This window comes from Pseudomonas sp. NBRC 111138 (assembly GCF_001320835.1).
Lineage (GTDB): Bacteria > Pseudomonadota > Gammaproteobacteria > Pseudomonadales > Pseudomonadaceae > Aquipseudomonas > Aquipseudomonas paracarnis.
Genome location: NZ_BCBO01000014.1, coordinates 52,736 through 72,740 on the forward strand (window position 1 = coordinate 52,736; position 20,005 = coordinate 72,740).

Consider the following 20,005-nt stretch of genomic DNA (forward strand, 5'->3'; position numbering starts at 1 on the left):
TTGGCCGTGCTTGCCCTGCTCCAGCGCCTGCTGGGTAAAAAAACCGACGCCTCGGACGCCTCGCCTATCCCGGCGTATTTTCAAAAAAAGGCCGAACAACAGGGCTATACCCTCAGTGACGGGCAAATCCGGGCGATTACCGCCCTGAATCGCGAGGCACAACACCTGCTCAACGGCCAGGCCACGCGCAGCCTGTACCTGCATGGCCCGGTGGGGCGTGGCAAAAGCTGGCTGCTGGATGGATTTTTCCAGGCACTGCCCATCGCCGAGAAGCAACGTGTGCATTTCCACACTTTCTTCGCCCGGCTGCACCAAGGCATGTTCCTGCACCGCGGACATGATGATGCTCTGGGCGCCACTCTGGACGAGCTGCTGACCGGCTGCCGAGTGCTGTGTTTCGACGAATTCCATGTGCACGATATCGGCGATGCGATGCTCATCAGCCGCCTGTTCAAGGCCCTGTTCCAGCGCGGCGTGCTGGTGCTGGTGACCTCCAACTACCCACCCGAAGGATTGCTGCCCAACCCGCTGTACCACGAGCGTTTCAAGCCGGTGATCGAGCTGATCGCCGCGCGCATGGAGGTGCTGGAAGTCAGTGCGCCTCAGGACTTTCGCAGCCTGGCCCAGGCCCACGCGCAACAACGCTTCACGGGCGGCCAGTACGTCTGGCCAGGTACGGCTGGCCAGCGTGAAAGCCTGGGCCTGCCTGCCAAAGATTGCCCGGCGCAACCCCTGAAGGTCGGCACTCGGCAGTTACAGTGCCGAGGCCATCAGGCACGAACCATTGCATTTACCTTCAACGACCTGTGCGAACAGCTCACGGCGGTCATGGATTACCTGTTGTTGTGCCAGAACTTCGACCACTGGATCATCGACGGCCTGCCGCATCTGGCCGAATGCCCCATCGCCGTGCAACAGCGCTTTATCAACCTGGTAGACGTGCTCTACGACCAGGACAAGCAACTGACACTTATCGGTCACCAGCCCCTGGATAAATGCCTGGAAGGCCAGGCCATCGACCTCGCCCGCACCGCCAGCCGCCTGCGCCAATTGCACACGCGCTGCCCGCAACCCGCGCCCGAGCCGCTATCATGAGCGCCTTTTACGCCTCCTTCCGAGCACTGCGCCCTGCATGAATACCCTCGCCCAACTCAAGGCTGGCCAATTGGCTGGCGTTACGCGCCTGGACCTGGCCTGCGGGCTGACCGAGTTCCCCCGGGAAATCTTCGAACTGGCCGACTCGCTGGAAATCCTCAACCTCACCGGCAACGCCCTGAGCAGCCTGCCCGACGACCTGCACCGCCTGACGAACCTGCGTGTGCTGTTCTGTTCGGACAACGCCTTTACCGAACTGCCGCAATGCCTGGGCCAGTGCGCCAAGCTGAGCATGATCGGCTTCAAGGCCAACCAGATCAGCCAGGTAGCCGCTGCCGCCCTGCCGCCACAGTTGCGCTGGCTAATCCTCACCAACAACTGCATCAGCCAATTGCCCGATGAACTGGGCGAACGCCCCTTGCTGCAAAAGCTGATGCTGGCCGGTAACCAGTTGACCGACCTGCCGCCAAGCCTGGCCCAGTGCCAAAACCTGGAGTTGATCCGCATCGCCTCCAACCGCCTCACCCACCTGCCGCAGTGGCTGCTGACCCTGCCGAGCCTGACCTGGCTGGCCTATGCCGGCAATCCGGTGGAAATGGCCGTGCAGGTAAGCGCTGACGAGGCGACGCCGAACATCGCCTGGCAGGAACTGGAAATGGGCGACGTCCTGGGCGAAGGCGCTTCGGGGATTATTCGCAAGGCGCTGTGGAAACCCCATGCGTTGCCAGTCGCGGTCAAGCTGTACAAGGGCACCATCACCAGCGACGGTTCACCGCTGCATGAAATGCAAGCCTGCATCGCTGCCGGGCTGCATCCCAACCTGATCAAGGTTGAAGGACGCGTCATCGGCCACCCCGACAACCAGGCCGCGCTGGTGATGGAGCTGATCGACCCGAGTTACCGCAACCTCGCAGCCCTGCCGAGCCTGGCGTCGTGCACGCGGGATGTCTACGAACCCACCATCCGTTTCAGCCTGGACGTGGCACTGCGCATGGCGCGGGGCGTTGCTTCGGTGGCGGCGCACCTGCATCGGCACGGCATTACCCATGGTGACCTGTATGGTCACAATATTTTGTGGAACGCAGCAGGTGATTGCTTGCTCGGAGACTTTGGCGCGGCGTCATTCCATGCCACGGCGAACACCCTGGAAACCCGTGCGCTGCAGCGTATTGAAGTGCGGGCGTTCGGGGTGCTGCTGGGGGAGTTGTTGGAGCGGGTTGAGGCACAAGCCATTGACAAGATGCTGTGCGAACTGTGCGAGCGTTGCTGTCAGCCGGATGTACTGGCCCGACCAGGCTTTGAGGAAATCGAGGCCCTGCTGGAATCTCTGCAGCACCCCTGAACTAATGTGGGAGCGGGCTTGCTCGCGAATGCGGTGGAACAGCCAATACATCTGTTGACTGTCACACAGCATTCGCGAGCAAGCCCGCTCCCACATAGTTACCCGCGTGTACTCAGATAGAAATCAGCCCGCCAGGCCGACAAACATATCCTGCACATCATCATGGTTGTCCAGGCCTTCCAGGAACGCCTCGACTTCAGCCATCTGCTCATCGGTCAAACCGCTGACCGGGTTCTTGGAGATATAGCCCAGCTTGGCCGACAGCACGGTAAAACCCTGCTCCGGCAAGGCTTTCTGCACGGCATCCAGGTCGGTGGTTTCGGTAATGAACAAGGTGGCGCCTTCTTCACCCTCTTCAAAGTCCTGGGCACCGGCTTCGATGGCGGCCATTTCTGGATCGGCGTCTGGCGTGTCCGGTGATGCTTCGATCAGGCCCACATGGTTGAAATCCCAGGCCACCGAACCGGAAGCGCCCAGTTGGCCCTTGCGGAAGGCCACGCGGATTTCCGCCACGGTGCGGTTGATGTTGTCGGTCACGCACTCGACGATCAAAGGCACCTGGTGCGGCGCGAAACCTTCGTAGGTCACGCGGTGGTATTGCACGGTCTCACCGAGCAGACCGGCGCCCTTTTTGATCGCGCGGTCCAGGGTTTCCTTGGGCATCGAGGCTTTTTTGGCCTGTTCCACCACCAGGCGCAGGTGCGCGTTGGTCGCGGTATCGGCGCCGTTGCGGGCGGCGATGGTGATTTCTTTCACCAGCTTGCCGAAAATCTTGCCCTTGGCATTGGCTGCCGCTTCTTTATGTTTGACTTTCCACTGTGCGCCCATGACTCACTCTCTTATTTCCATCGCGCCGAAACGTCTACTGGCCGGCGCTTTGGGGGCAGAGTTTATAGCGCGAGAACGCTTCGTTCCACCAAAAAACCGGCCAGGGTACTCAGGTGCGCAAGGGTTTGATCACCGCATTGCGGTCCGGCACAAAATCCCCGGCCTGGGCCAGTACGGCGGGCCTGGCATTCCAGTAGGGCATCAGCACCAGCGACGAAAACAGTGCCGCACCGGCAAACACAATAAATACCGTAACGGTATCGAAATAGCCTGGCAGCAAACCACCCAGGATCGCTCCCACCGAACCGCAGCCGTTGACAAAGCCCGCAGCGGTAGCGCCGGCCTTGGCGGTGCCGAAGTCGATGGCCGCCGTGCTGCTGATCATCGAGTCCGGCCCATACAGCGTCAGCCCCATGACAAACAGCAACGTCATCACCAGCACCACACTGCCGGTGTGCAGCGCGCCCATAAACAACGCCAGGGCAACCGTCAGCGCCAACAGGCTGAGCACGCAGGCGGGCATGCGCCGAGCACCGAACAGCTTGTCGGAGGCCAGGCCGATCAACACCGGCCCCAATAAACCGGCCAGCTCAAACGCGGTGGGCACGATGGCGGCACCGACCTTGCCCACCGACGGCATCTGCTCGTAGACGATCACCGGCCCCCACAACAGAATCGCGTAGCGCGCCGGCTTGAGCAGGAAGTAAGCCAGCCCCAGGGTCAACACCGTACGGTTGCGCAGGATCGCGCGCAGGGGCTCGAGTACGCTCACGCGCTGTTCGGCGGCCAACTGCTCGGCGCTCAGCACCGGCTCGGGCTCGACTGCCGGCAAGCCCACATCCTGCGGGGTATTGCGCTGGAACATAAAGAAGAGCACGGCCACCACCGCGACCACTGCGGCGCTGGAAATAAACGCCGCATGCCAGCTGCCGATCAGCGTATAAGCCCACCAACCGGCAAACGGTGACGCGACCAACCCGCCAAATGCATAACACGAACTCCACAGCCCCAGCACCCGCCCCCGCTGCTGGGCCGGGAAGAAACTACCGAGGTTCTTGCACAACCCCGACCAGCCAGTGGACTGGGCCAAGCCCTGTACCAACATGCAGGTGACAAAAATCGGCAAGGTGGCAAAGGTGCCCATCACCAGCGCCGCGCCTGCGGAAATCAACAAGCCACCGAGCACCACTACCCGTGGCCCGAAGCGGTCTGCAAGCATGCCCCAGGTGAACTGGCCCACCGCATACGCTGCGAGATAGAGGCCATCCAGGTTAGCCATCGTCATTTTGTCGAGGGGGAAACTCGGGTCGTCGCCAATCCCCAGCTTTGCCACCGAAAAGGCTTTGCGGGTGAAATAGAACGCGGCGTACGCCAGCCAGGTAATGGCGAAAATCTGCACGCGCCAACGCTTGATACTACCCATAGGGATATTCATGGTGGTTCTGACCTCAGGTGTGAGTGTGCCGGCAGAATCGAAAGAAAACGCCTGTTGTTCTTATGGTTGAGCACTGCAATGCCGGGCCTTGGATAGCGCGGTATTGGTCAGATGGGTGCGATGTGCCTGCGCCCATGGCCGCCGTGGTTGTAGGACTCAACCTACGGCGACTGAGGTGCATCAAAACAATGGCTGACTCATAGGTAAAATCGATTTATCGTATTTCAAATATAAGCTCAGGTTTTAAGAGGACGTACCATGTCGGTTTCCCATGCCCAGCTCAAAGCCTTCCATGCGGTGGCCATTCACGGCAGTTTTACCGGGGCTGCAGAACGGCTGTTCCTGACCCAGCCTGCGATTTCCGACCAGGTGCGCAAACTTGAAGAGCGCTTCGGCGTATTGCTGTTTCACCGCAACAAGCGTTCGGTGCGCCTGACCGATCTGGGTGAACGCCTGTTGGGTATCACCCAACGCCTGTTTGTGATCGAGGCCGAAGCCGAAGAGTTGCTGCAGGATTCGCGCGCCCTGCTCACCGGTACCCTCACCTTGGCGGTGGATGCGCCCGTGCACGTCCTGCCGCAGATTGCGCGCTTCTGCCAGCGCTACCCTGGGATCAGCGTGAAGATCGAAACGGGCAATACCGATGAGTCACTGTCGCGCCTCTACAACTACCAGGCCGATCTGGCGCTGTTGGGGCGCGATGTCGATGATGTGCGCCTGTTGTCAGTGCCGCTGCCGGACGACCAACTGCTGGCTTTTGTCGCACGGGACCATGCCTGGGCCGGGCGCGAGTCGATCTGCCTGGCCGACCTCGATGACACCCCGCTGGTACTGCGGGAAACCGGCTCGGTCACCCGTCAGACCCTGGAGCAGGAAATGCGCCAGGCCGGCCTGCGCATTCGTCCGGCGATCCAGGTGGAAGGCCGCGAGGCCGCCCGTGAAGCCGTGGTGGTAGGGATTGGCGTGGGCGTGGTGTCGGCGGCAGAGTTCGGTGCCGATGCACGGGTGTACGCCATGCCGATCCGCGATTGCACCCAACGCATGAAAGAAACCCTGGTGTGCCTGAAAGAGCAAAGTTCACGCCGTGTGGTCGCGACCTTTCTGGAGATTGTGCGTGAGAGCCTTCACGCCAACTCGAAAAACGCCTGAATCAAGCGCAGCGAGCGACGGCGCTCCATGCAGCCGAGCATATGCCGATTCAGCAGGCCATCGCCGAGGATCGGCACTGCCTGCACACGCGGGTCCGGGCTGACCTCCATCGACGACACCACGCCCACGCCCAACTCTGCCGCCACCGCCTCGGCCACAGCTTCCCGACTGTCCAGTTCCAGCAGCACTTTGGGCTGCACATTCGCCGCCAGGCAGGCGTCGTCAAAGGTGCGGCGGGTGGTGGAACTGGGCTCGCGCAGCACCATGATCACCTCATGCAACTGCGCCAGTTCAATACCGTCGGGCTGCTTGGACCACGGGTGTGCGGCCGGCACCAAGGCGCAAATCCGTGACTGGTCCAGGGGTTGCAAGTGCAGGCCATTGCGCGGTTCCACCTCGGTGAGCACCGCCACATCCGCATGTTCGGACAGCAACGCCGCCAGGGTTTCCTGGGCATTGCCCAAACGCAGGTTCACGGTAATGCCGGGGTAGCGCGCACGCAGGCTGGCGATCATCGGCATCACCAGGTGGGGGCCATCCGCCGCCACTTCCAGGCGCCCGGTGAGCAACTGGCGGTTGGCCTCCAGCAGGGTTTGCGCCTCGTCGACCAACCCGAAGATAGCCCGCGTGATGGCCGCCAGGCGTGCGCCCTCCTCGGTCAATTCCACCCGACGTGCGGTGCGGCGCAACAGCGGGATCTGGTAGTGCTCCTCAAGCGCCTTGATATGCCCGGTCACCGCCGGCTGGCTGATAAACAGCCGAGCCGCCGCGCGGGTAAAACTGCCCTCACGGGCCACGGCATCGAATGCACGCAGTTGGAAGAGATTCATAGCTATCGGCCTCACTGATAGCTCGCATAACAACAAACAATTTGATTGATGACAAGCCAAACTGCAATTTAGGCGCCGTAGCTTGAACCCCAACACCTTGCGAGGATTTGACATGCCCACTGCCGCGCCGATCCTGTTGACCCCCGGCCCCCTGACCACCTCGAACCGCACCCGCCAGGCGATGATGACGGACTGGGGCTCGTGGGACGACCGCTTCAACCAGCTCACAGCCAGTGTGTGCAGCCAGTTGCTGGCGATCCTCAACGGCGCCGACAGCCACCACTGCGTGCCGTTGCAAGGCAGCGGCACCTTCGCCGTCGAAGCCGCGATCGGCACCCTGGTCCCCCGCAATGGCAAGGTGCTGGTGCTCATCAACGGCGCCTACGGCAAACGCCTGGCGAAAATCTGCGAGGTGCTTGGCCGCGAATTCAGCACCTTTGAAACCGCCGAAGACGAGCCCACCACTGCGGCCGATGTGGATCGTCTGTTGCACGCCGACAGCGCCATCACCCATGTCGCACTGATCCATTGCGAAACCAGTACCGGCATTCTCAACCCGTTGCCGCAGATCGCCGAGGTGGTCAAACGCCACGGCAAGCGCCTGGTCATCGACGCCATGAGTTCCTTCGGCGCGCTACCGATCGATGCCCGTGAAGTGCCGTTCGAGGCGCTGATCGCCGCCTCGGGCAAATGCCTGGAAGGCGTACCGGGCATGGGCTTTGTCTTTGCGGAAAAACACGCACTGGCCGCGGCACAGGGCAACTGCCATTCCCTGGCGATGGACCTGTTCGACCAGCACAGCTACATGACCAAAACCGGCCAGTGGCGCTTCACCCCGCCGACCCACGTGGTCGCCGCCCTGCATGAAGCGCTGTTGCAGTACGCCGAGGAAGGCGGCCTGCCCGCCCGTCACCAGCGCTATGCGAATAACTGCCAGGCCTTGCTGGACGGCATGGCCGAACTGGGGGTGCGCAGTTTTCTACCGGCGGCTATCCAGGCGCCGATCATTGCCACCTTCCACGCCCCCGACGATCCTCGCTATCAGTTCAAAGCGTTCTACGAACGGGTCAAGGCCAAGGGTTTCATTCTGTACCCGGGCAAATTGACCCAGGTGGAAACCTTTCGCGTGGGCTGCATCGGTCATGTCGACGCAGCCGACATGCGCGCAGCCGTCAAGGCCATCGCCGAGGTGCTGCAAGAAATGTGCAGGAGCGAGCTTGCTCGCGAAGAGTGTTAACGAAAACGCGGGCATCCTGAGTTAACGCGGCGCCTGGATGTTTTTCGCGAGCAAGCTCCTACATAGATGAATGTTATTACCCCACAGGATCTGAACCATGAACTATCAAAACCCCAACACCCTCCAGGCCGTTATCCTCGACTGGGCTGGCACCGTGGTCGATTTCGGCTCCTTCGCCCCCACGCAGATTTTTGTCGAGGCCTTCGCCGAGTTCGACGTGCAGGTGTCGATCGAGGAAGCCCGTGGCCCGATGGGCATGGGCAAGTGGGACCATATCCGTACGCTCTGCGACCAGCCGCAGGTTGCCGAACGCTACCGCAAGGCGTTCGGCCGCACGCCCACCGACGACGACGTGACCGCCATCTACCAGCGCTTCATGCCGCTGCAGATCGAGAAGATCGCCGAGCACTCGGCCCTGATCCCCGGCGCCCTCGACACCATCGCCGCCCTGCGCGGCCAAGGCATCAAGATCGGCTCCTGCTCCGGCTACCCCAAGCAGGTGATGGACAAGGTCGTGGCCCTGGCCGCCACCAATGGCTACGTCGCCGACCATGTCGTGGCCACTGACGAAGTGCCCAACGGCCGACCATGGCCGGCCCAGGCGTTGGCCAACGTGATAGCCCTGGGCATTGATGATGTGGCGGCCTGCGTGAAGGTCGACGACACCGTGCCGGGCATTCTCGAAGGTCGCCGTGCCGGCATGTGGACCGTGGCCCTGACCTGCTCGGGCAATGCGCTGGGCCTCACCTACGAGCAATTCCGCGCCCTGGACACCGACACACTGGCCAGCGAACGCCAGCGCATCGAAGCGATGTTCGAAGCTTCACGCCCACACTACCTGATTGACACCATCACCGATCTGCCACAGGTCATCAGTGACATCAACCAGCGCCTGGCCCGCGGGGAAATGCCGCAGGCCTACTGACCGAGGTCAAGACAACGGCATTGGCAACAAGCGCAGCGCTCAAAACAGGCATAGAGTTAATGCACTCCATCGCTAAAGAATGGAGGTATGCCCTGATGAGTGAGGAACACAGCGATGCCGTGGAAAAATTCCGATACACGCTACAGCACCATGTCGATTGCGTTGCACTGGTTGATGGTGGTGCTGCTGGCGGTGGTCTACGCCTGCATTGAACTGCGCGGCCAATTCCCCAAAGGCAGCGGTGCGCGCACCTTGATTGTTGAAATGCACTTCATGCTCGGCCTTACCGTGTTTGTACTGGTATGGCTACGCCTGTTTGCACGCAGCCTGGGGGTGGCACCGAAGATCCTGCCGGCGCCGCCGCAATGGCAAAGCCTGCTGGCGACACTGATGCACGCTGCGTTGTACGCGTTGATGATCGGCATGCCGATTGCCGGCTGGTTGATCGTCAGCGCCGAAGGGCACTCGGTGATGTTCTATGGGATGGAGTTGCCGCCGTTGATTGGGGAAAACAAGGCACTGGCCAAGGAGATTGAAGGCTGGCATGTGCTGTTTGGGCAGATCGGTTATTGGCTGATCGGGCTGCACGCGTTGGCGGGCATCTTTCATCATTACGTGATGCGCGATAACACGGCGCTGCGCATGATGCCGGGTGGGAGGAGGCTTTAACCCAGCCAATTAGCTCCCCTGTGGGAGCGGGCTTGCCCGCGAAGGCGGTGTGTCAGTCACAGTGCCTCTTACTGCAAGACCGCTTTCGCAGGCAAGCCAGCTCCCACAAGAGGTTCGCGCCAGTCGCTGAAGCCTCGGCGGCCTTGCAGGCCGCCGGTATGGATGAAGATCAGGCGCATGCCGGGGGCAAAGCGTCCGGCCTCGATCTGCTGTTTCAACGCCAGCAGCGCCTTGCCGGTGTAAAGCGGTTCCAGCGGTAGACCGCACGCTAGTTCGGTGCGCTGAATGAAGTCGAGCAACAGTGGATCGGCTTTGGCAAAGCCGCCGCGACTGGCGTCCAGCAATGTATAACCGTCCTGCACGATGGCACTCACGTTCTGCGCCACACCGTGGTCATCCGGCACCGCCATGGCGCCATATACCGGATGCGCGCCCGCCTCCGCCAGTGCCAGCCCGGCCAGTGTCGTGCCGGTACCCGCCGCCAACCACCAGGCGTCGTAATCGCTCCAACCGAGGCTGTCCAGTTGCGCCCGCGTCTGCTCGACCAACACGCCACAGCCCTGCGCACCGGCCAGCCCACCGCCGCCTTCGGGTATCGGATGAAAGCCAGGATACTGCTCGCGCCAAGGCAACCAGAAACCCGCTTCATGCCGCGCCCGATAACCGCCATAACCGAGCCAATGCAGTTGCATGCCAAACGCTTTGAGGTCGAGAACCGTGGGGGTGTCTTGAGGATGGCCCCGCAGCAGGCCGACCGTGGGAAAACCAAAGCGCTTGCCCGCCGCCGCCAGCGCATGCAAATGGTTGGAGTACGCACCGCCGAGACTCATCACCCCGGTGGCCCCAGCGTATCGGGCCTGGGCCAGGTGCTCGGTGAGCTTGAACCACTTGTTGCCACTGATCAGCGGGTCGATACAGTCCAGGCGCAGCACGGCCAACTCGACTCCGTTCAGCCAGTCCAGGTGCAAGGGTTCAAGGGGCGCGTGAGGAAGCCAGTCGAAAGGGCCCATCGGCAGGTATCTGAATGAAAAGAGGGCGGTAGTCTAACACCGCCCCTCTTGGCGCCTTACAGCTCTGCAGCCAGGCGCGAGCCCTGGTTGATGGCGCGCTTGGCGTCCAGTTCGGCCGCCACATCAGCGCCGCCGATCAGGTGCACGTTCTGGCCGGCGGCGACCAGGCCGTCGTGCAATTCGCGCAGCGGGTCCTGGCCGGCACAGATGACGATATTGTCCACCGCCAGGACTTGCGGCTCGCCCTCGGCGCCGATGCGGATATGCAAGCCTTCATCGTCGATCTTCAAGTATTCGACGCTGTTGAACATCTGCACCTGCTTGTTCTTCAAACCGGTGCGGTGGATCCAGCCGGTGGTCTTGCCCAGGCCATCGCCCACTTTGGAAGCCTTGCGTTGCAGCAGGAACACTTCACGGGCCGGCGCGTGGCGCTCGGGTTTGATCCCGGCCACGCCACCACGGGCTTGCAGCTGAGTGTCGATGCCCCATTCTTTCCAGAACGCCTCACGATCCAGGCTGGTGGATACGCCTTGGTGGACGAGAAATTCAGACACGTCAAAACCGATGCCGCCGGCGCCGATCACCGCCACGCGCTTGCCCACCGGCTTGCGCTCGAGGATCACGTCCAGGTAACTCAGGACCTTGGCGTTGTCGACACCGGGAATCGCCGGGGTACGCGGTGCGATGCCGGTGGCCAGGATCACTTCGTCATAACCGCCCGCTACCAGTTGCGCAACGTCGACACGGGTGTTGAGGCACAGCTCGACGTGGGTGGTCTGCAATTTGCGTTTGAAATAACGCAGGGTCTCGAAGAACTCTTCCTTGCCCGGCACGCGCTTGGCGATATTGAACTGGCCGCCGATCTCGCTGGCGGAGTCGAACAAGGTCACCTGATGCCCGCGCTCGGCGGCCACGGTAGCCGCGGCCAAACCCGCAGGGCCTGCGCCGACGACCGCGACCTTTTTGATCTGCTTGACCGGCAAGTAATTGAGCTCGGTTTCGTAGCACGCCCGCGGGTTGACCAGGCAGGTGGTGAGCTTGCCGCCAAAGGTATGGTCCAGGCATGCCTGGTTGCAGCCGATACAGGTATTGATCTCATCGGCGCGCCCGGCGGCGGCCTTGTTGACGAACTCGGGGTCGGCGAGAAACGGCCGCGCCATCGAGACCATATCGGCGTCGCCTTCGGCCAGGATCTGCTCAGCAATTTCCGGGGTGTTGATGCGGTTGGTGGTGATCAGCGGAATCTGTACCGAACCGCGCAATTTGGCCGTGACTTTACTGAACGCACCACGGGGTACCTTGGTGGCGATGGTCGGGATACGTGCTTCGTGCCAGCCGATACCGGTGTTGATGATCGTCGCGCCGGCCTGTTCGATGGCCTTGGCCAACTGCACGATCTCTTCCCAGACACTGCCGCCTTCCACCAGGTCGAGCATCGACAGGCGGAAGATGATAATGAAGTTCGGGCCTACGGCTTCGCGTACGCGGCGCACGATTTCCACCGCCAGACGCATGCGATTTTCAAAGCTGCCGCCCCAACGGTCGGTGCGATGGTTGGTATGGGCAGCGAGGAACTGGTTAATGAAGTAGCCTTCGGAGCCCATGATTTCGACGCCGTCATACTCGGCGACCTGGGCCAGCAGCGAGCAGGTGACAAAATCCTGGATCTGCTTTTCGATGCCCTCTTCATCCAGTTCCTTGGGTTTGAACGGGTTGATCGGCGCCTGGATAGCGCTCGGAGCCACCTGCTTGGGGCTGTAGGCGTAACGCCCGGCGTGGAGGATCTGCATGCAGATCTTGCCACCCGCGTCGTGCACGGCTTGGGTAACGATCTTGTGCTTGCTCGCCTCTTCTTCGGTGGTCAGCTTGGCTGCACCGGCGTACACGCCGCCTTCATCATTGGGGCCAATGCCGCCAGTGACCATCAGGCCTACGCCGCCACGGGCGCGCTCGGCAAAATAGGCCGCCATACGCTCGAAACCGCCGGGCTTTTCTTCCAGGCCGGTGTGCATCGAACCCATCAGGGTACGGTTGCGCAAGGTGGTGAAACCCAGGTCCAACGGGGCCAGCAGGTGCGGGTAGGCAGCAGCGGTCATGGTACAGCTCCACAACGGATCATCACGGGACGTGGCGCACTCGAACGGCGTGCCATCGGTTTATGTCCCACAGACTAAGAGGCGGTGGACCACGGCTCAATGACTGAAACTGACAAGTTATTGATCCAAATGCACAGCGCCCCTTGGCAAGCCACGCCATGGGCCCTACCCTAGTCGCGAACCCTGCACCTGGTCTGTTGTCTGTTGCCCCATGCGTAAACTTCTAGCGTTCACCGTCATCATGGCCCTGGTTGCCTCACTCGCCGCGTATCTGGTCTGGACCCAGGAGCGCCCCGTGGCGCATTACCTGTCCGACCTGCGCATCACCCTCGCCGTCAACGAGGGCGAACCAGCCGACCGGGGCAACCTGCTGGGTATCCAGCCGGAACTGTTCCCTGCCGATTACCAGAGCCTGGAACGCCTGCATCTGAAGCTGTCCGCCTACCTGCAAAACGCCCGGGACCTTGGGCTGATCAATGCCAAGACCGTTGTGGTGCTGCCGGAACATATCGGCACTTGGCTGATGCTCGGCGGAGAAAAGAATGAGCTGTACCAGGCCGCTCACCTCAAGGACGCCATGAACTGGCTGTCGATCAGCAACCCGCTGCAATTTGCCAAAGCCTGGATCAGCGCCACTGGCGACAACCGCATGGACGATGCGTACCTGCGCATGAAAGCCCCGGCAATGGCCCGCGACTATCAAGTGTTGTTTGGCGGCCTCGCCAAAGAATTTGGCGTGACCCTGGTGGCCGGTTCCATCGCCCTGCCCAACCCGAGCGTGATCCAGGGGCAACTGGAGATCGGCCACGGCGCGCTGTACAACGCCAGCGTGGTGTTCGCCGCCGACGGCTTGCCGCTGGGCCAGCCGCAGCGCCAGCTTTACCCGATCTACGATGAACGTGGCTTTATAGAACCTGGCGATGAGCATGTCGTCAACGTTGTCGATACCCCCGCCGGGCGCCTGGGCATTCTGGTCGGCAGCGACAGCTGGTACCCGGACAACTACCGCAAGCTCAACGAGCAAGGCGCGCAATTGATCGCGGTACCCGCTTTTGTCACCGGCCGCGATACCTGGGACCGTCCGTGGCGCGGTTTCAAGAGTGTGTCTACGCCCTCAGAAGTGAGCCTCAAGCCTGAAGAAACCAGTGAGGGCGCGGCCTGGCGTCGCCTTACCCTGATCAGCCAGCCGCCTGTCAGCGAAGCCACCGCGGGAATGAGCGTCTTTCTGCGCGGACAATTCTGGGACCTGGGCAGCGCCGGCCAAAGTTTTCTCAGTCGCAATGGGCAAGTCTTCGCCGATGGCGACGCCCATGGTGCGCGCCTGCTGAATATCTGGCTGTAGCGCCGTGAAGCCGGTGCGCCTGGGGGATCTGTCGGTGGGCTTCGTGCACACCCTGGCCGACGCCATCCACAGCCACGGCCTGGACCCACAGCCCCTGCTGCTGCAATACGGCCTCGATCCAGCTCGCCTGGCTGAGGCCGGCGCACGCTTGTCGATCCCGCGCTACATGCGCCTGGGCCACGCGGCCATCCAACTGACCGGCAACCCCGGCCTGGGTCTGCGTATGGGCCAGCTCAGCCGCTTGAGCCAGGCTGGTCTTGCCGGCGTTACTGCCGCCCAAGCGCCCACCGTGCGCGAAGCGGCACGCACGCTCACACGCTTTGAAGCACTGTACGGCTCCAACTATCGCGGGCAATCAAGCTTTCATGAAGACGCCGAAGGCGCGTGGCTGAGGTTTTATTCCATCAGCCCCTACAACACCTATAACCGCTTTGTGGTGGATTCGATCATCGCCGGCTGGCTGCAGCAATTGTCTGGCCTGGCCCAACAGCCGGTGCAGGCCCAGCGCATTGAAATCGAATTCGACGCGCCGGACTACCACGACCACTACAGGGTGCTGGGAGAGGGCGTGGTCCACTTCGGCGCCGAGGTCAATCAACTGCGCCTCAGCCAACCCACCCTGGCGCTGCGCAACCCGCAGCATTGCCCAAGCACCTGGCACCTGTTGCTACAGCTGTGTGAAAGGGAATTTGAGCAGTTGACCCGCACCCGCAGCCTGCGCGAGCGCATTACCCGGTTGCTCGGGCCGATGCTCAATGGCGGCCGGGAACCCGACCTGGAGGAAGTGGCGGCACGCTTGAAGCTGCCAACCTGGACATTGCGGCGCAAACTGGCCGAGGAAGGCACGCAGTTTCGCGCGATCCTCAATGACACCCGTCGCGACCTGGCCATGACCTACATTCGCGATACGGAACTGGCGTTCGGCGAGATCGCGTACTTGCTCGGTTTTGCTTCGGCCCAAGCCTTCCAAAGGGCCTTCAGACGCTGGAACAACCAGACCCCAGGGGAATTTCGCCGCAGTCAGCGCCACTCCGCCTGAAGTCGGAGTTACAGCTCGGTGGCATCGTCGGCAGGATCCAATGGGTCTAGCTCGAATGCCTGATACTCCAGCAGCTCTTCCTGGTAATCGTCCATGGTGGACTCCTTTTCGTGTTGAAAGCGGTTGCAGATTAATGACCTGCGAACCCAGCCTAAAGTGCCGTCATGACGAAAAAATGTCGACGCCGTGACATTCCTGCTCTTCAGGATTAAACGTAGCGGCGATCACTGGATTTAACTCAACCGCAACCTCGGTCAAAATGTGGGAGCGGGCTTGCTCGCGAAAGCGGTGTGTCATTCAACACACTTGGCGACTGTTACACCGTATTCGCGAGCATGCCCGCTCCCACATCAGAACAGCATTGCGTTACTGCGCAGGCGTCGGAAGCGGTGGAATCGCTTCCGTCGGCGCCGGCAAGGACGGATCAGTCGGCGCCGGTGCAGCCGGAGCAGGCTCTGTCACCGGTGCAATCGGTGCAGCCTCAGGTGGTGGCGCAAGCGGCTCTGCAGCGGCAGGCGCTACAGGCACATCCTTCGGCGCTTCGACCTTCTCGGCTGCCGGAGCGGTCTTGGGCTCGGGCACGCCGAGGTCGGCCTTGGGCTGCTCGGGGATATGCTCGGCCTGCTTTACTTCCTGCGGCAGGAACACGTCCACCAACGCAAAGTAGCGCTCGTAGAACTTCGGTGCCGAGACGGTCTCGCTTGCCACCTTCACCATCGAGTCGTCGGTGGAGCCAATCGGCATCGACACCGAGCCCAGCACGCCCACACCGAGGCTCGCGGAGTTGTTGACCTTCTTCAGCGCATAGCGGTCCTGCAAGGCGTTGGCAAACATCGTCGAGTGATTGCTGCCCTTGCCATCAGCAGCGCACACCACATTGAAACTGATCTGCAGGTGGGTCTCGCCGGTCTGCTGGAAGCTCTTGTTGCCGGCCACCAACTTCGGATCGCTGCTGGTGATGATGTAGCCCTGGCTCAGCAGGGCACGGCGCGCAGCTTCACAGGCCGCCACATCGCTGACTGGGTAATCGCGGGAAAACGTACCGGAATCGTCGAAATTCTCATGTTCATAGATAGCGGTCTTGGGTGACGAGCAGCCCGCGGCGCCCGCCAGCACCAGCGCCAACCCGAGATTGCGCAAGTGAAATGATGTCGACATTGAAAATCCTGAAGAAAACGGTCCGGACGGTATTGTGCAACAGAACGCGACATTGAAGCGCGATTCCTGTCGGTAAAACATCTCAAGCTCAGACAGCGGCGTCAGTAGGAAAAAGCCCGGCGCACATATGATCGATAAAGGCCCGCAGCTTGGCCGAAGCATGGCGACTGGCCGGCCACAGCAACCAGAAACTGCCGCGATGTTCGAGGTGCTCATCCAGCACCCGTCGCAAACGCCCATGCTGTACGGCCTGGTTGACCATGTAGTCCGGCAGGCACGCAATGCCCAGTCCTTCTTGCACCACATGATTGAGGGACTCGATAGTGGTGCTGACCAGCGGTGCACGCAGGTTCAGTTCTGCCGCCCCCGGGACATGACGCAGCGGCCAGGGCTCCAGCTTGCCGGTGGCGCAGAATTTGTGCCGCAGGCAGGCGTGATGATTCAGGTCCTGTGGCCGATGGGGGGTGCCGTGCTGGTCGAAGTAGCCGGGCGTACCGACGAGGACCAACTGGTAATGCCCTAGATGGCGCATCATCAAGCGCGAATCTTCTGGCTTACCGGTGCGAATCACCGCGTCGAAGCCCTCCTCTATCACATCCACCATGCGATCGGAAAAATCCACATCCAACTCGATGTCCGGGTAGGCACGCATAAAATCGCTGATCACCGGCATCAACAAACCACGCACTTGGGGCACACTGATCCGCAGCTTGCCGCGAGGCTTGGCAGTGACCTCAGTCAATTCCTGTTCGGCCGCTTCCAGCTCCGCCAGGATGCGCCGCGAACGTTCCAGGAACAGCGCGCCCTCGCTGGTCAGAGTGATGCTGCGGGTGCTGCGATGAAACAACCTGACGCCCAGGCGCTCTTCCATCCGCGCAATGCTTTTACCCACCGCCGACGATGACACGCCCAGTGCGCGGCCCGCAGCGGTGAAGCTAAGCGTTTGCGCGACCTGCACAAAAACCGAGAGGCTGCCCAGATTGTCCATGGTGATGCCTTTGCCGATTGCGGACATCAACGTCCGATAAGTTCGGAACCTTAGCCTGTTTTTCCGCGCCTCGCAGCCCCCTACCCTTGGCTCCTTGACCCTTTCAAGGAGAGCCCCGATGAACGACAGCCCCCAATTGATCGATACAGCCCCCCACGCTGAACCGCTGCCACTGGCCGGTTTGCTGGCGTTGGCCTGCGCCGGCTTTATCACCATCCTCACCGAGGCAATGCCCGCCGGTTTGTTACCGCAAATCGGTGCTGGGCTCGGGGTCTCCCAGGCTCTGGTCGGGCAACTGGTAACGCTCTATGCGCTCGGCTCGTTGCTCGCCGCTATCCCGCTGACATTGCTGACCCGGGGTTGGCGCCGGCGGCCGTTGCTGTTGATCGCCATCGGCGGCTTTGCAGTGGTTAACAGTGTCACCGCCTTTTCCAGCCACTATGGCTTGACCTTGGCTGCACGATTTTTCGCCGGTGTGTTCGCGGGCTTGCTGTGGGCCTTGCTGGCGGGTTACGCCAGCCGTATGGTCGCACCTCATCTGCAGGGCCGGGCGATTGCCGTGGCCATGCTGGGTGCGCCGCTGGCCTTGTCCCTCGGCGTGCCCGCCGGCACCCTGCTGGGTACGCTGGTCGGATGGCGCGCCAGTTTTGCCATCATGACTGGCCTGACCCTGTTACTGCTGGTATGGGCGCGTTGGCAACTGCCGGATTTTGCCGGTGAACCGCCAAGCAAACGCCTCGGCTTACGTCAGGTACTGGCGTTGCCAGGCATACGGCCGGTGCTCTGGGTGACCTTTACCTACGTGCTCGCACATAACATTCTCTATACCTACATCGCCCCTTTGCTGGTGCCCGCCGGTATCGGCCGCGAGATTGATCGCGTGCTGCTGGTGTTCGGCCTGATGGCCCTGCTGAGTATCTGGCTGGTAGGCGTCTGGATTGACCGGCACCTGAGGCTACTGACCCTCATCAGTTGCGCGATGTTCGCCGTTGCGGCCCTGCTGCTCGGATTATGGTTCAACTGCGTAGTCGCCATTTACGTCAGCGTGGCGTTGTGGGGGCTCGCCTTCGGTGGGCTGCCCGCGCTCTTGCAAACCGCGCTGGCCAAGTCGGCTGGCAACTCGGCCGATGCCGCCCAATCGATGTTGGTCACGGTATGGAACCTGGGCATCGCCGGAGGTGGATTAGTGGGCGGGCTCTTGCTCGAACGTTGGGGCGTCGTGGCATTTCCATGGGCAGTTCTAGGATTGATCGTGTTGGCGCTGGGCGCAATCCGGGGTAAAGCGCTGCCCGCGCGATGACAAGTTTGTTTACAACTTATTCCTCACCTTCCTATCATCGCCCCTGGGTGCGTTGTTGCATAAAGCACGGCGCAGGTTAAAAGCCAAGCATTGGTCGGGCCGCCAATGGAGATTTGTCGTGCCTGATAAACACCCCGCCATCCCCCGCCCCCAGCGCTTGACTGAGGGCGCGCTGTCCGCCCTTGAGCGCTTTTCACACATCGAAGCCGTCAGCGGGATCGTGCTGCTGCTGGCCGCCATCGTCGCGCTGGTGTGGGCCAACAGCCCCGCCGCCGCGACCTACGAGCATTTCTGGAACACGCCCATCACCCTCGGGCTGGGTGATTACAGCGTGTCGCGCTCCCTGCATTTTCTGGTAAATGACGGGCTGATGACCATTTTCTTTCTGGTGGTCGGTGCCGAGATCCGCCAGGAAATCAAAGACGGCGCCCTCGCCAACCTTAAGCTGGCCACGCTGCCCTTGGGCGCGGCGTTGGGCGGTGTGCTGATGCCCGCACTCATCTACACCCTGCTCAACCACGACACCGCCGCCGCGAGTGGCTGGGCAGTCCCCACCGCGACCGACATCGCCTTTGCCGTGGGTGTGCTTGCGCTGCTGGGCAAATCGATTCCCAGTGGCGTACGCATCCTGCTGTTGGCCTTGGCGATCATCGATGACATCGTGGCGATCCTGATCATCGCGATCTTTTTCACCGCCAGCCTCGACTACATGGGCTTGGTGATTGCTGCCGGCGGGCTGGCCCTGGTGTTGGTGTTCCAACGCATGGGCATCAGCAAGGCGGCGATCTACCTGCTGCCAGGCGCTATCGTGTGGTTTGGCCTGCTCAAGACCGGCGTGCACCCAACGCTCGCCGGGGTGATCCTTGGCTTGATGACCCCCGTCAATTCCAAGCCCACGCGGGAACGCCCGCTGGAAACCATCGAACGCACCTTCAACGAGCTGATGGACCGGTTCTCGCAGCCAGCCGAAGGGACCCAGCAAGTCGCCACGCCCCTCAAGCAATTGCGCGAAGCTCAACGGGAAATACTGCCGCCGGTGCAGCGTGTTCAATCGGCGCTGCACCCCTGGGTAGCGTTCGGCGTGATGCCGCTGTTTGCATTGGCCAACGCCGGTGTGAGCCTGGACGGTTTCAATCTGGATGACCCGCTGGCCCACGGTGTGTTCATGGGCGTCATCTTCGCCCTGGTGCTCGGCAAGCCTCTGGGCGTGATGCTGGCGAGCCTGGCGCTGGTCAAGCTCAACATCTGCAAGCTGCCGGACGGTGTGACCTGGACGGGCGTTGGCCTCGTCGGCCTGCTGGCGGGGATCGGTTTCACCATGTCGATCTTTATCTCTTCCCTGGCATTTTCCGACCCGGCCCTGCTGTCGGCTGCGAAGCTGAGCGTATTGGCGGCTTCAACCCTGGCGGCGGTGATCGGGTTGACATGGGGCAAGCTCAAGTTTGCTGCCAAGCCTATCTGAGGCAGAGCACCAACCTGTGGCGAGGGAGCTTGCTCCCGCTGGGTCGCGAAGCGGCCCTAAAAAGCCGGGACTGCTGCGCAGTCAACGGGAGCAAGCTCCC

General features: G+C 61.8%; 17 protein-coding genes. 10 read left to right on the forward strand and 7 right to left on the reverse strand.

Annotation, left to right across the window (positions count from 1 at the left end; genetic code table 11):
- Together zapE and APH41_RS03060 are read left to right on the forward strand one after the other, a co-directional pair.
- A complete protein-coding gene (gene zapE, locus APH41_RS03055) occupies positions 1-1,095 on the forward strand; it encodes a cell division protein ZapE (RefSeq protein WP_054917349.1) in 1,095 nt (364 codons plus the stop codon).
- A 37-nt stretch (positions 1,096-1,132) separates the two neighbouring features.
- A complete protein-coding gene (locus APH41_RS03060) occupies positions 1,133-2,437 on the forward strand; it encodes a protein kinase (protein WP_054917351.1) in 1,305 nt (434 codons plus the stop codon).
- Between the two features lie 123 nt (positions 2,438-2,560).
- On the opposite strand, the gene APH41_RS03065 is transcribed toward APH41_RS03060, so the two are convergent.
- Both APH41_RS03065 and APH41_RS03070 read right to left on the reverse strand, forming a co-directional pair.
- A complete protein-coding gene (locus APH41_RS03065) occupies positions 2,561-3,265 on the reverse strand; it encodes a YebC/PmpR family DNA-binding transcriptional regulator (protein ID WP_003192227.1) in 705 nt (234 codons plus the stop codon).
- 109 nt (positions 3,266-3,374) lie between these two features.
- Positions 3,375-4,700, reverse strand: a complete 1,326-nt coding sequence (locus APH41_RS03070) for an MFS transporter (RefSeq protein ID WP_054897266.1) — start codon at positions 4,698-4,700, stop codon at positions 3,375-3,377.
- Between the two features lie 258 nt (positions 4,701-4,958).
- Here APH41_RS03070 and APH41_RS03075 point away from each other — a divergent pair, with 258 nt between their 5' ends.
- Positions 4,959-5,849 (forward strand): LysR substrate-binding domain-containing protein, encoded by an 891-nt coding sequence (locus APH41_RS03075; protein WP_034127935.1) that lies wholly within the window; start codon positions 4,959-4,961, stop codon positions 5,847-5,849.
- Here APH41_RS03075 and APH41_RS03080 read toward each other — a convergent pair.
- The gene (locus APH41_RS03080) at positions 5,825-6,679 is read right to left on the reverse strand and encodes a LysR substrate-binding domain-containing protein (RefSeq protein ID WP_054917357.1); all 855 of its coding nucleotides are present in this window, start codon (positions 6,677-6,679) and stop codon (positions 5,825-5,827) included. The genes APH41_RS03075 and APH41_RS03080 overlap by 25 nt on opposite strands.
- Before the next feature lie 112 nt (positions 6,680-6,791).
- Here APH41_RS03080 and APH41_RS03085 point away from each other — a divergent pair, with 112 nt between their 5' ends.
- The 3 genes from APH41_RS03085 (at position 6,792) to APH41_RS03095 (ending at position 9,510) form a co-directional block, all read left to right on the forward strand.
- A complete protein-coding gene (locus APH41_RS03085) occupies positions 6,792-7,916 on the forward strand; it encodes a 2-aminoethylphosphonate--pyruvate transaminase (protein ID WP_054917360.1) in 1,125 nt (374 codons plus the stop codon).
- A 97-nt stretch (positions 7,917-8,013) separates the two neighbouring features.
- Positions 8,014-8,841: a phosphonoacetaldehyde hydrolase gene (phnX, locus tag APH41_RS03090; RefSeq protein WP_054917363.1), complete on the forward strand. Its 828-nt coding sequence runs from the start codon at positions 8,014-8,016 to the stop codon at positions 8,839-8,841.
- Positions 8,842-8,955: 114 nt separating this feature from the next.
- A complete protein-coding gene (locus APH41_RS03095) occupies positions 8,956-9,510 on the forward strand; it encodes a cytochrome b (RefSeq protein ID WP_034127939.1) in 555 nt (184 codons plus the stop codon).
- Positions 9,511-9,578: 68 nt separating this feature from the next.
- On the opposite strand, the gene APH41_RS03100 is transcribed toward APH41_RS03095, so the two are convergent.
- On the reverse strand, positions 9,579-10,520 hold the full coding sequence (locus APH41_RS03100) for a 1-aminocyclopropane-1-carboxylate deaminase/D-cysteine desulfhydrase (protein ID WP_054917364.1): 942 nt from the start codon (positions 10,518-10,520) through the stop codon (positions 9,579-9,581).
- Between the two features lie 56 nt (positions 10,521-10,576).
- Positions 10,577-12,616: an NADPH-dependent 2,4-dienoyl-CoA reductase gene (locus tag APH41_RS03105; protein WP_054917366.1), complete on the reverse strand. Its 2,040-nt coding sequence runs from the start codon at positions 12,614-12,616 to the stop codon at positions 10,577-10,579.
- Positions 12,617-12,827: 211 nt separating this feature from the next.
- Between APH41_RS03105 and APH41_RS03110 the strand changes: the two genes are divergently transcribed.
- Together APH41_RS03110 and APH41_RS03115 are read left to right on the forward strand one after the other, a co-directional pair.
- Positions 12,828-13,958 carry a carbon-nitrogen hydrolase family protein gene (locus APH41_RS03110; protein ID WP_034127941.1) on the forward strand — a complete coding sequence of 377 codons (1,131 nt, stop codon included), beginning with the start codon at positions 12,828-12,830 and terminating at the stop codon, positions 13,956-13,958.
- Positions 13,959-13,962: 4 nt separating this feature from the next.
- Positions 13,963-14,997, forward strand: a complete 1,035-nt coding sequence (locus APH41_RS03115; protein WP_054897260.1) for an AraC family transcriptional regulator — start codon at positions 13,963-13,965, stop codon at positions 14,995-14,997.
- 366 nt (positions 14,998-15,363) lie between these two features.
- On the opposite strand, the gene APH41_RS03120 is transcribed toward APH41_RS03115, so the two are convergent.
- A complete protein-coding gene (locus tag APH41_RS03120; RefSeq protein ID WP_054917367.1) occupies positions 15,364-16,155 on the reverse strand; it encodes a DUF2242 domain-containing protein in 792 nt (263 codons plus the stop codon).
- Positions 16,156-16,243: 88 nt separating this feature from the next.
- Entirely contained in the window at positions 16,244-17,143 is a 900-nt protein-coding gene (locus APH41_RS03125; RefSeq protein WP_172415502.1) for a LysR family transcriptional regulator, read from the reverse strand.
- A 118-nt stretch (positions 17,144-17,261) separates the two neighbouring features.
- On the opposite strand from APH41_RS03125, the gene APH41_RS03130 reads away from it, so the two are divergent.
- A complete protein-coding gene (locus APH41_RS03130; protein WP_054917370.1) occupies positions 17,262-18,443 on the forward strand; it encodes an MFS transporter in 1,182 nt (393 codons plus the stop codon).
- Positions 18,444-18,561: 118 nt separating this feature from the next.
- The gene (gene nhaA, locus APH41_RS03135; RefSeq protein ID WP_034127946.1) at positions 18,562-19,905 is read left to right on the forward strand and encodes a Na+/H+ antiporter NhaA; all 1,344 of its coding nucleotides are present in this window, start codon (positions 18,562-18,564) and stop codon (positions 19,903-19,905) included.
- Positions 19,906-20,005: the final 100 nt, after the last annotated feature.

What these genes read in the sequence shown, in the direction of transcription:
- APH41_RS03060 (WP_054917351.1), top strand. Translation starts at nt 1,133, where the DNA reads ATGAATACCCTCGCCCAACTCAAGGCTGGCCAATTGGCTGGCGTTACG.
- APH41_RS03065 (WP_003192227.1), bottom strand. Translation starts at nt 3,265, where the DNA reads ATGGGCGCACAGTGGAAAGTCAAACATAAAGAAGCGGCAGCCAATGCC.
- APH41_RS03070 (WP_054897266.1), bottom strand. Translation starts at nt 4,700, where the DNA reads ATGAATATCCCTATGGGTAGTATCAAGCGTTGGCGCGTGCAGATTTTC.
- APH41_RS03075 (WP_034127935.1), top strand. Translation starts at nt 4,959, where the DNA reads ATGTCGGTTTCCCATGCCCAGCTCAAAGCCTTCCATGCGGTGGCCATT.
- APH41_RS03080 (WP_054917357.1), bottom strand. Translation starts at nt 6,679, where the DNA reads ATGAATCTCTTCCAACTGCGTGCATTCGATGCCGTGGCCCGTGAGGGC.
- APH41_RS03085 (WP_054917360.1), top strand. Translation starts at nt 6,792, where the DNA reads ATGCCCACTGCCGCGCCGATCCTGTTGACCCCCGGCCCCCTGACCACC.
- phnX (WP_054917363.1), top strand. Translation starts at nt 8,014, where the DNA reads ATGAACTATCAAAACCCCAACACCCTCCAGGCCGTTATCCTCGACTGG.
- APH41_RS03095 (WP_034127939.1), top strand. Translation starts at nt 8,956, where the DNA reads ATGCCGTGGAAAAATTCCGATACACGCTACAGCACCATGTCGATTGCG.
- APH41_RS03100 (WP_054917364.1), bottom strand. Translation starts at nt 10,520, where the DNA reads ATGGGCCCTTTCGACTGGCTTCCTCACGCGCCCCTTGAACCCTTGCAC.
- APH41_RS03105 (WP_054917366.1), bottom strand. Translation starts at nt 12,616, where the DNA reads ATGACCGCTGCTGCCTACCCGCACCTGCTGGCCCCGTTGGACCTGGGT.
- APH41_RS03110 (WP_034127941.1), top strand. Translation starts at nt 12,828, where the DNA reads ATGCGTAAACTTCTAGCGTTCACCGTCATCATGGCCCTGGTTGCCTCA.
- APH41_RS03120 (WP_054917367.1), bottom strand. Translation starts at nt 16,155, where the DNA reads ATGTCGACATCATTTCACTTGCGCAATCTCGGGTTGGCGCTGGTGCTG.
- APH41_RS03125 (WP_172415502.1), bottom strand. Translation starts at nt 17,143, where the DNA reads ATGGACAATCTGGGCAGCCTCTCGGTTTTTGTGCAGGTCGCGCAAACG.
- APH41_RS03130 (WP_054917370.1), top strand. Translation starts at nt 17,262, where the DNA reads ATGAACGACAGCCCCCAATTGATCGATACAGCCCCCCACGCTGAACCG.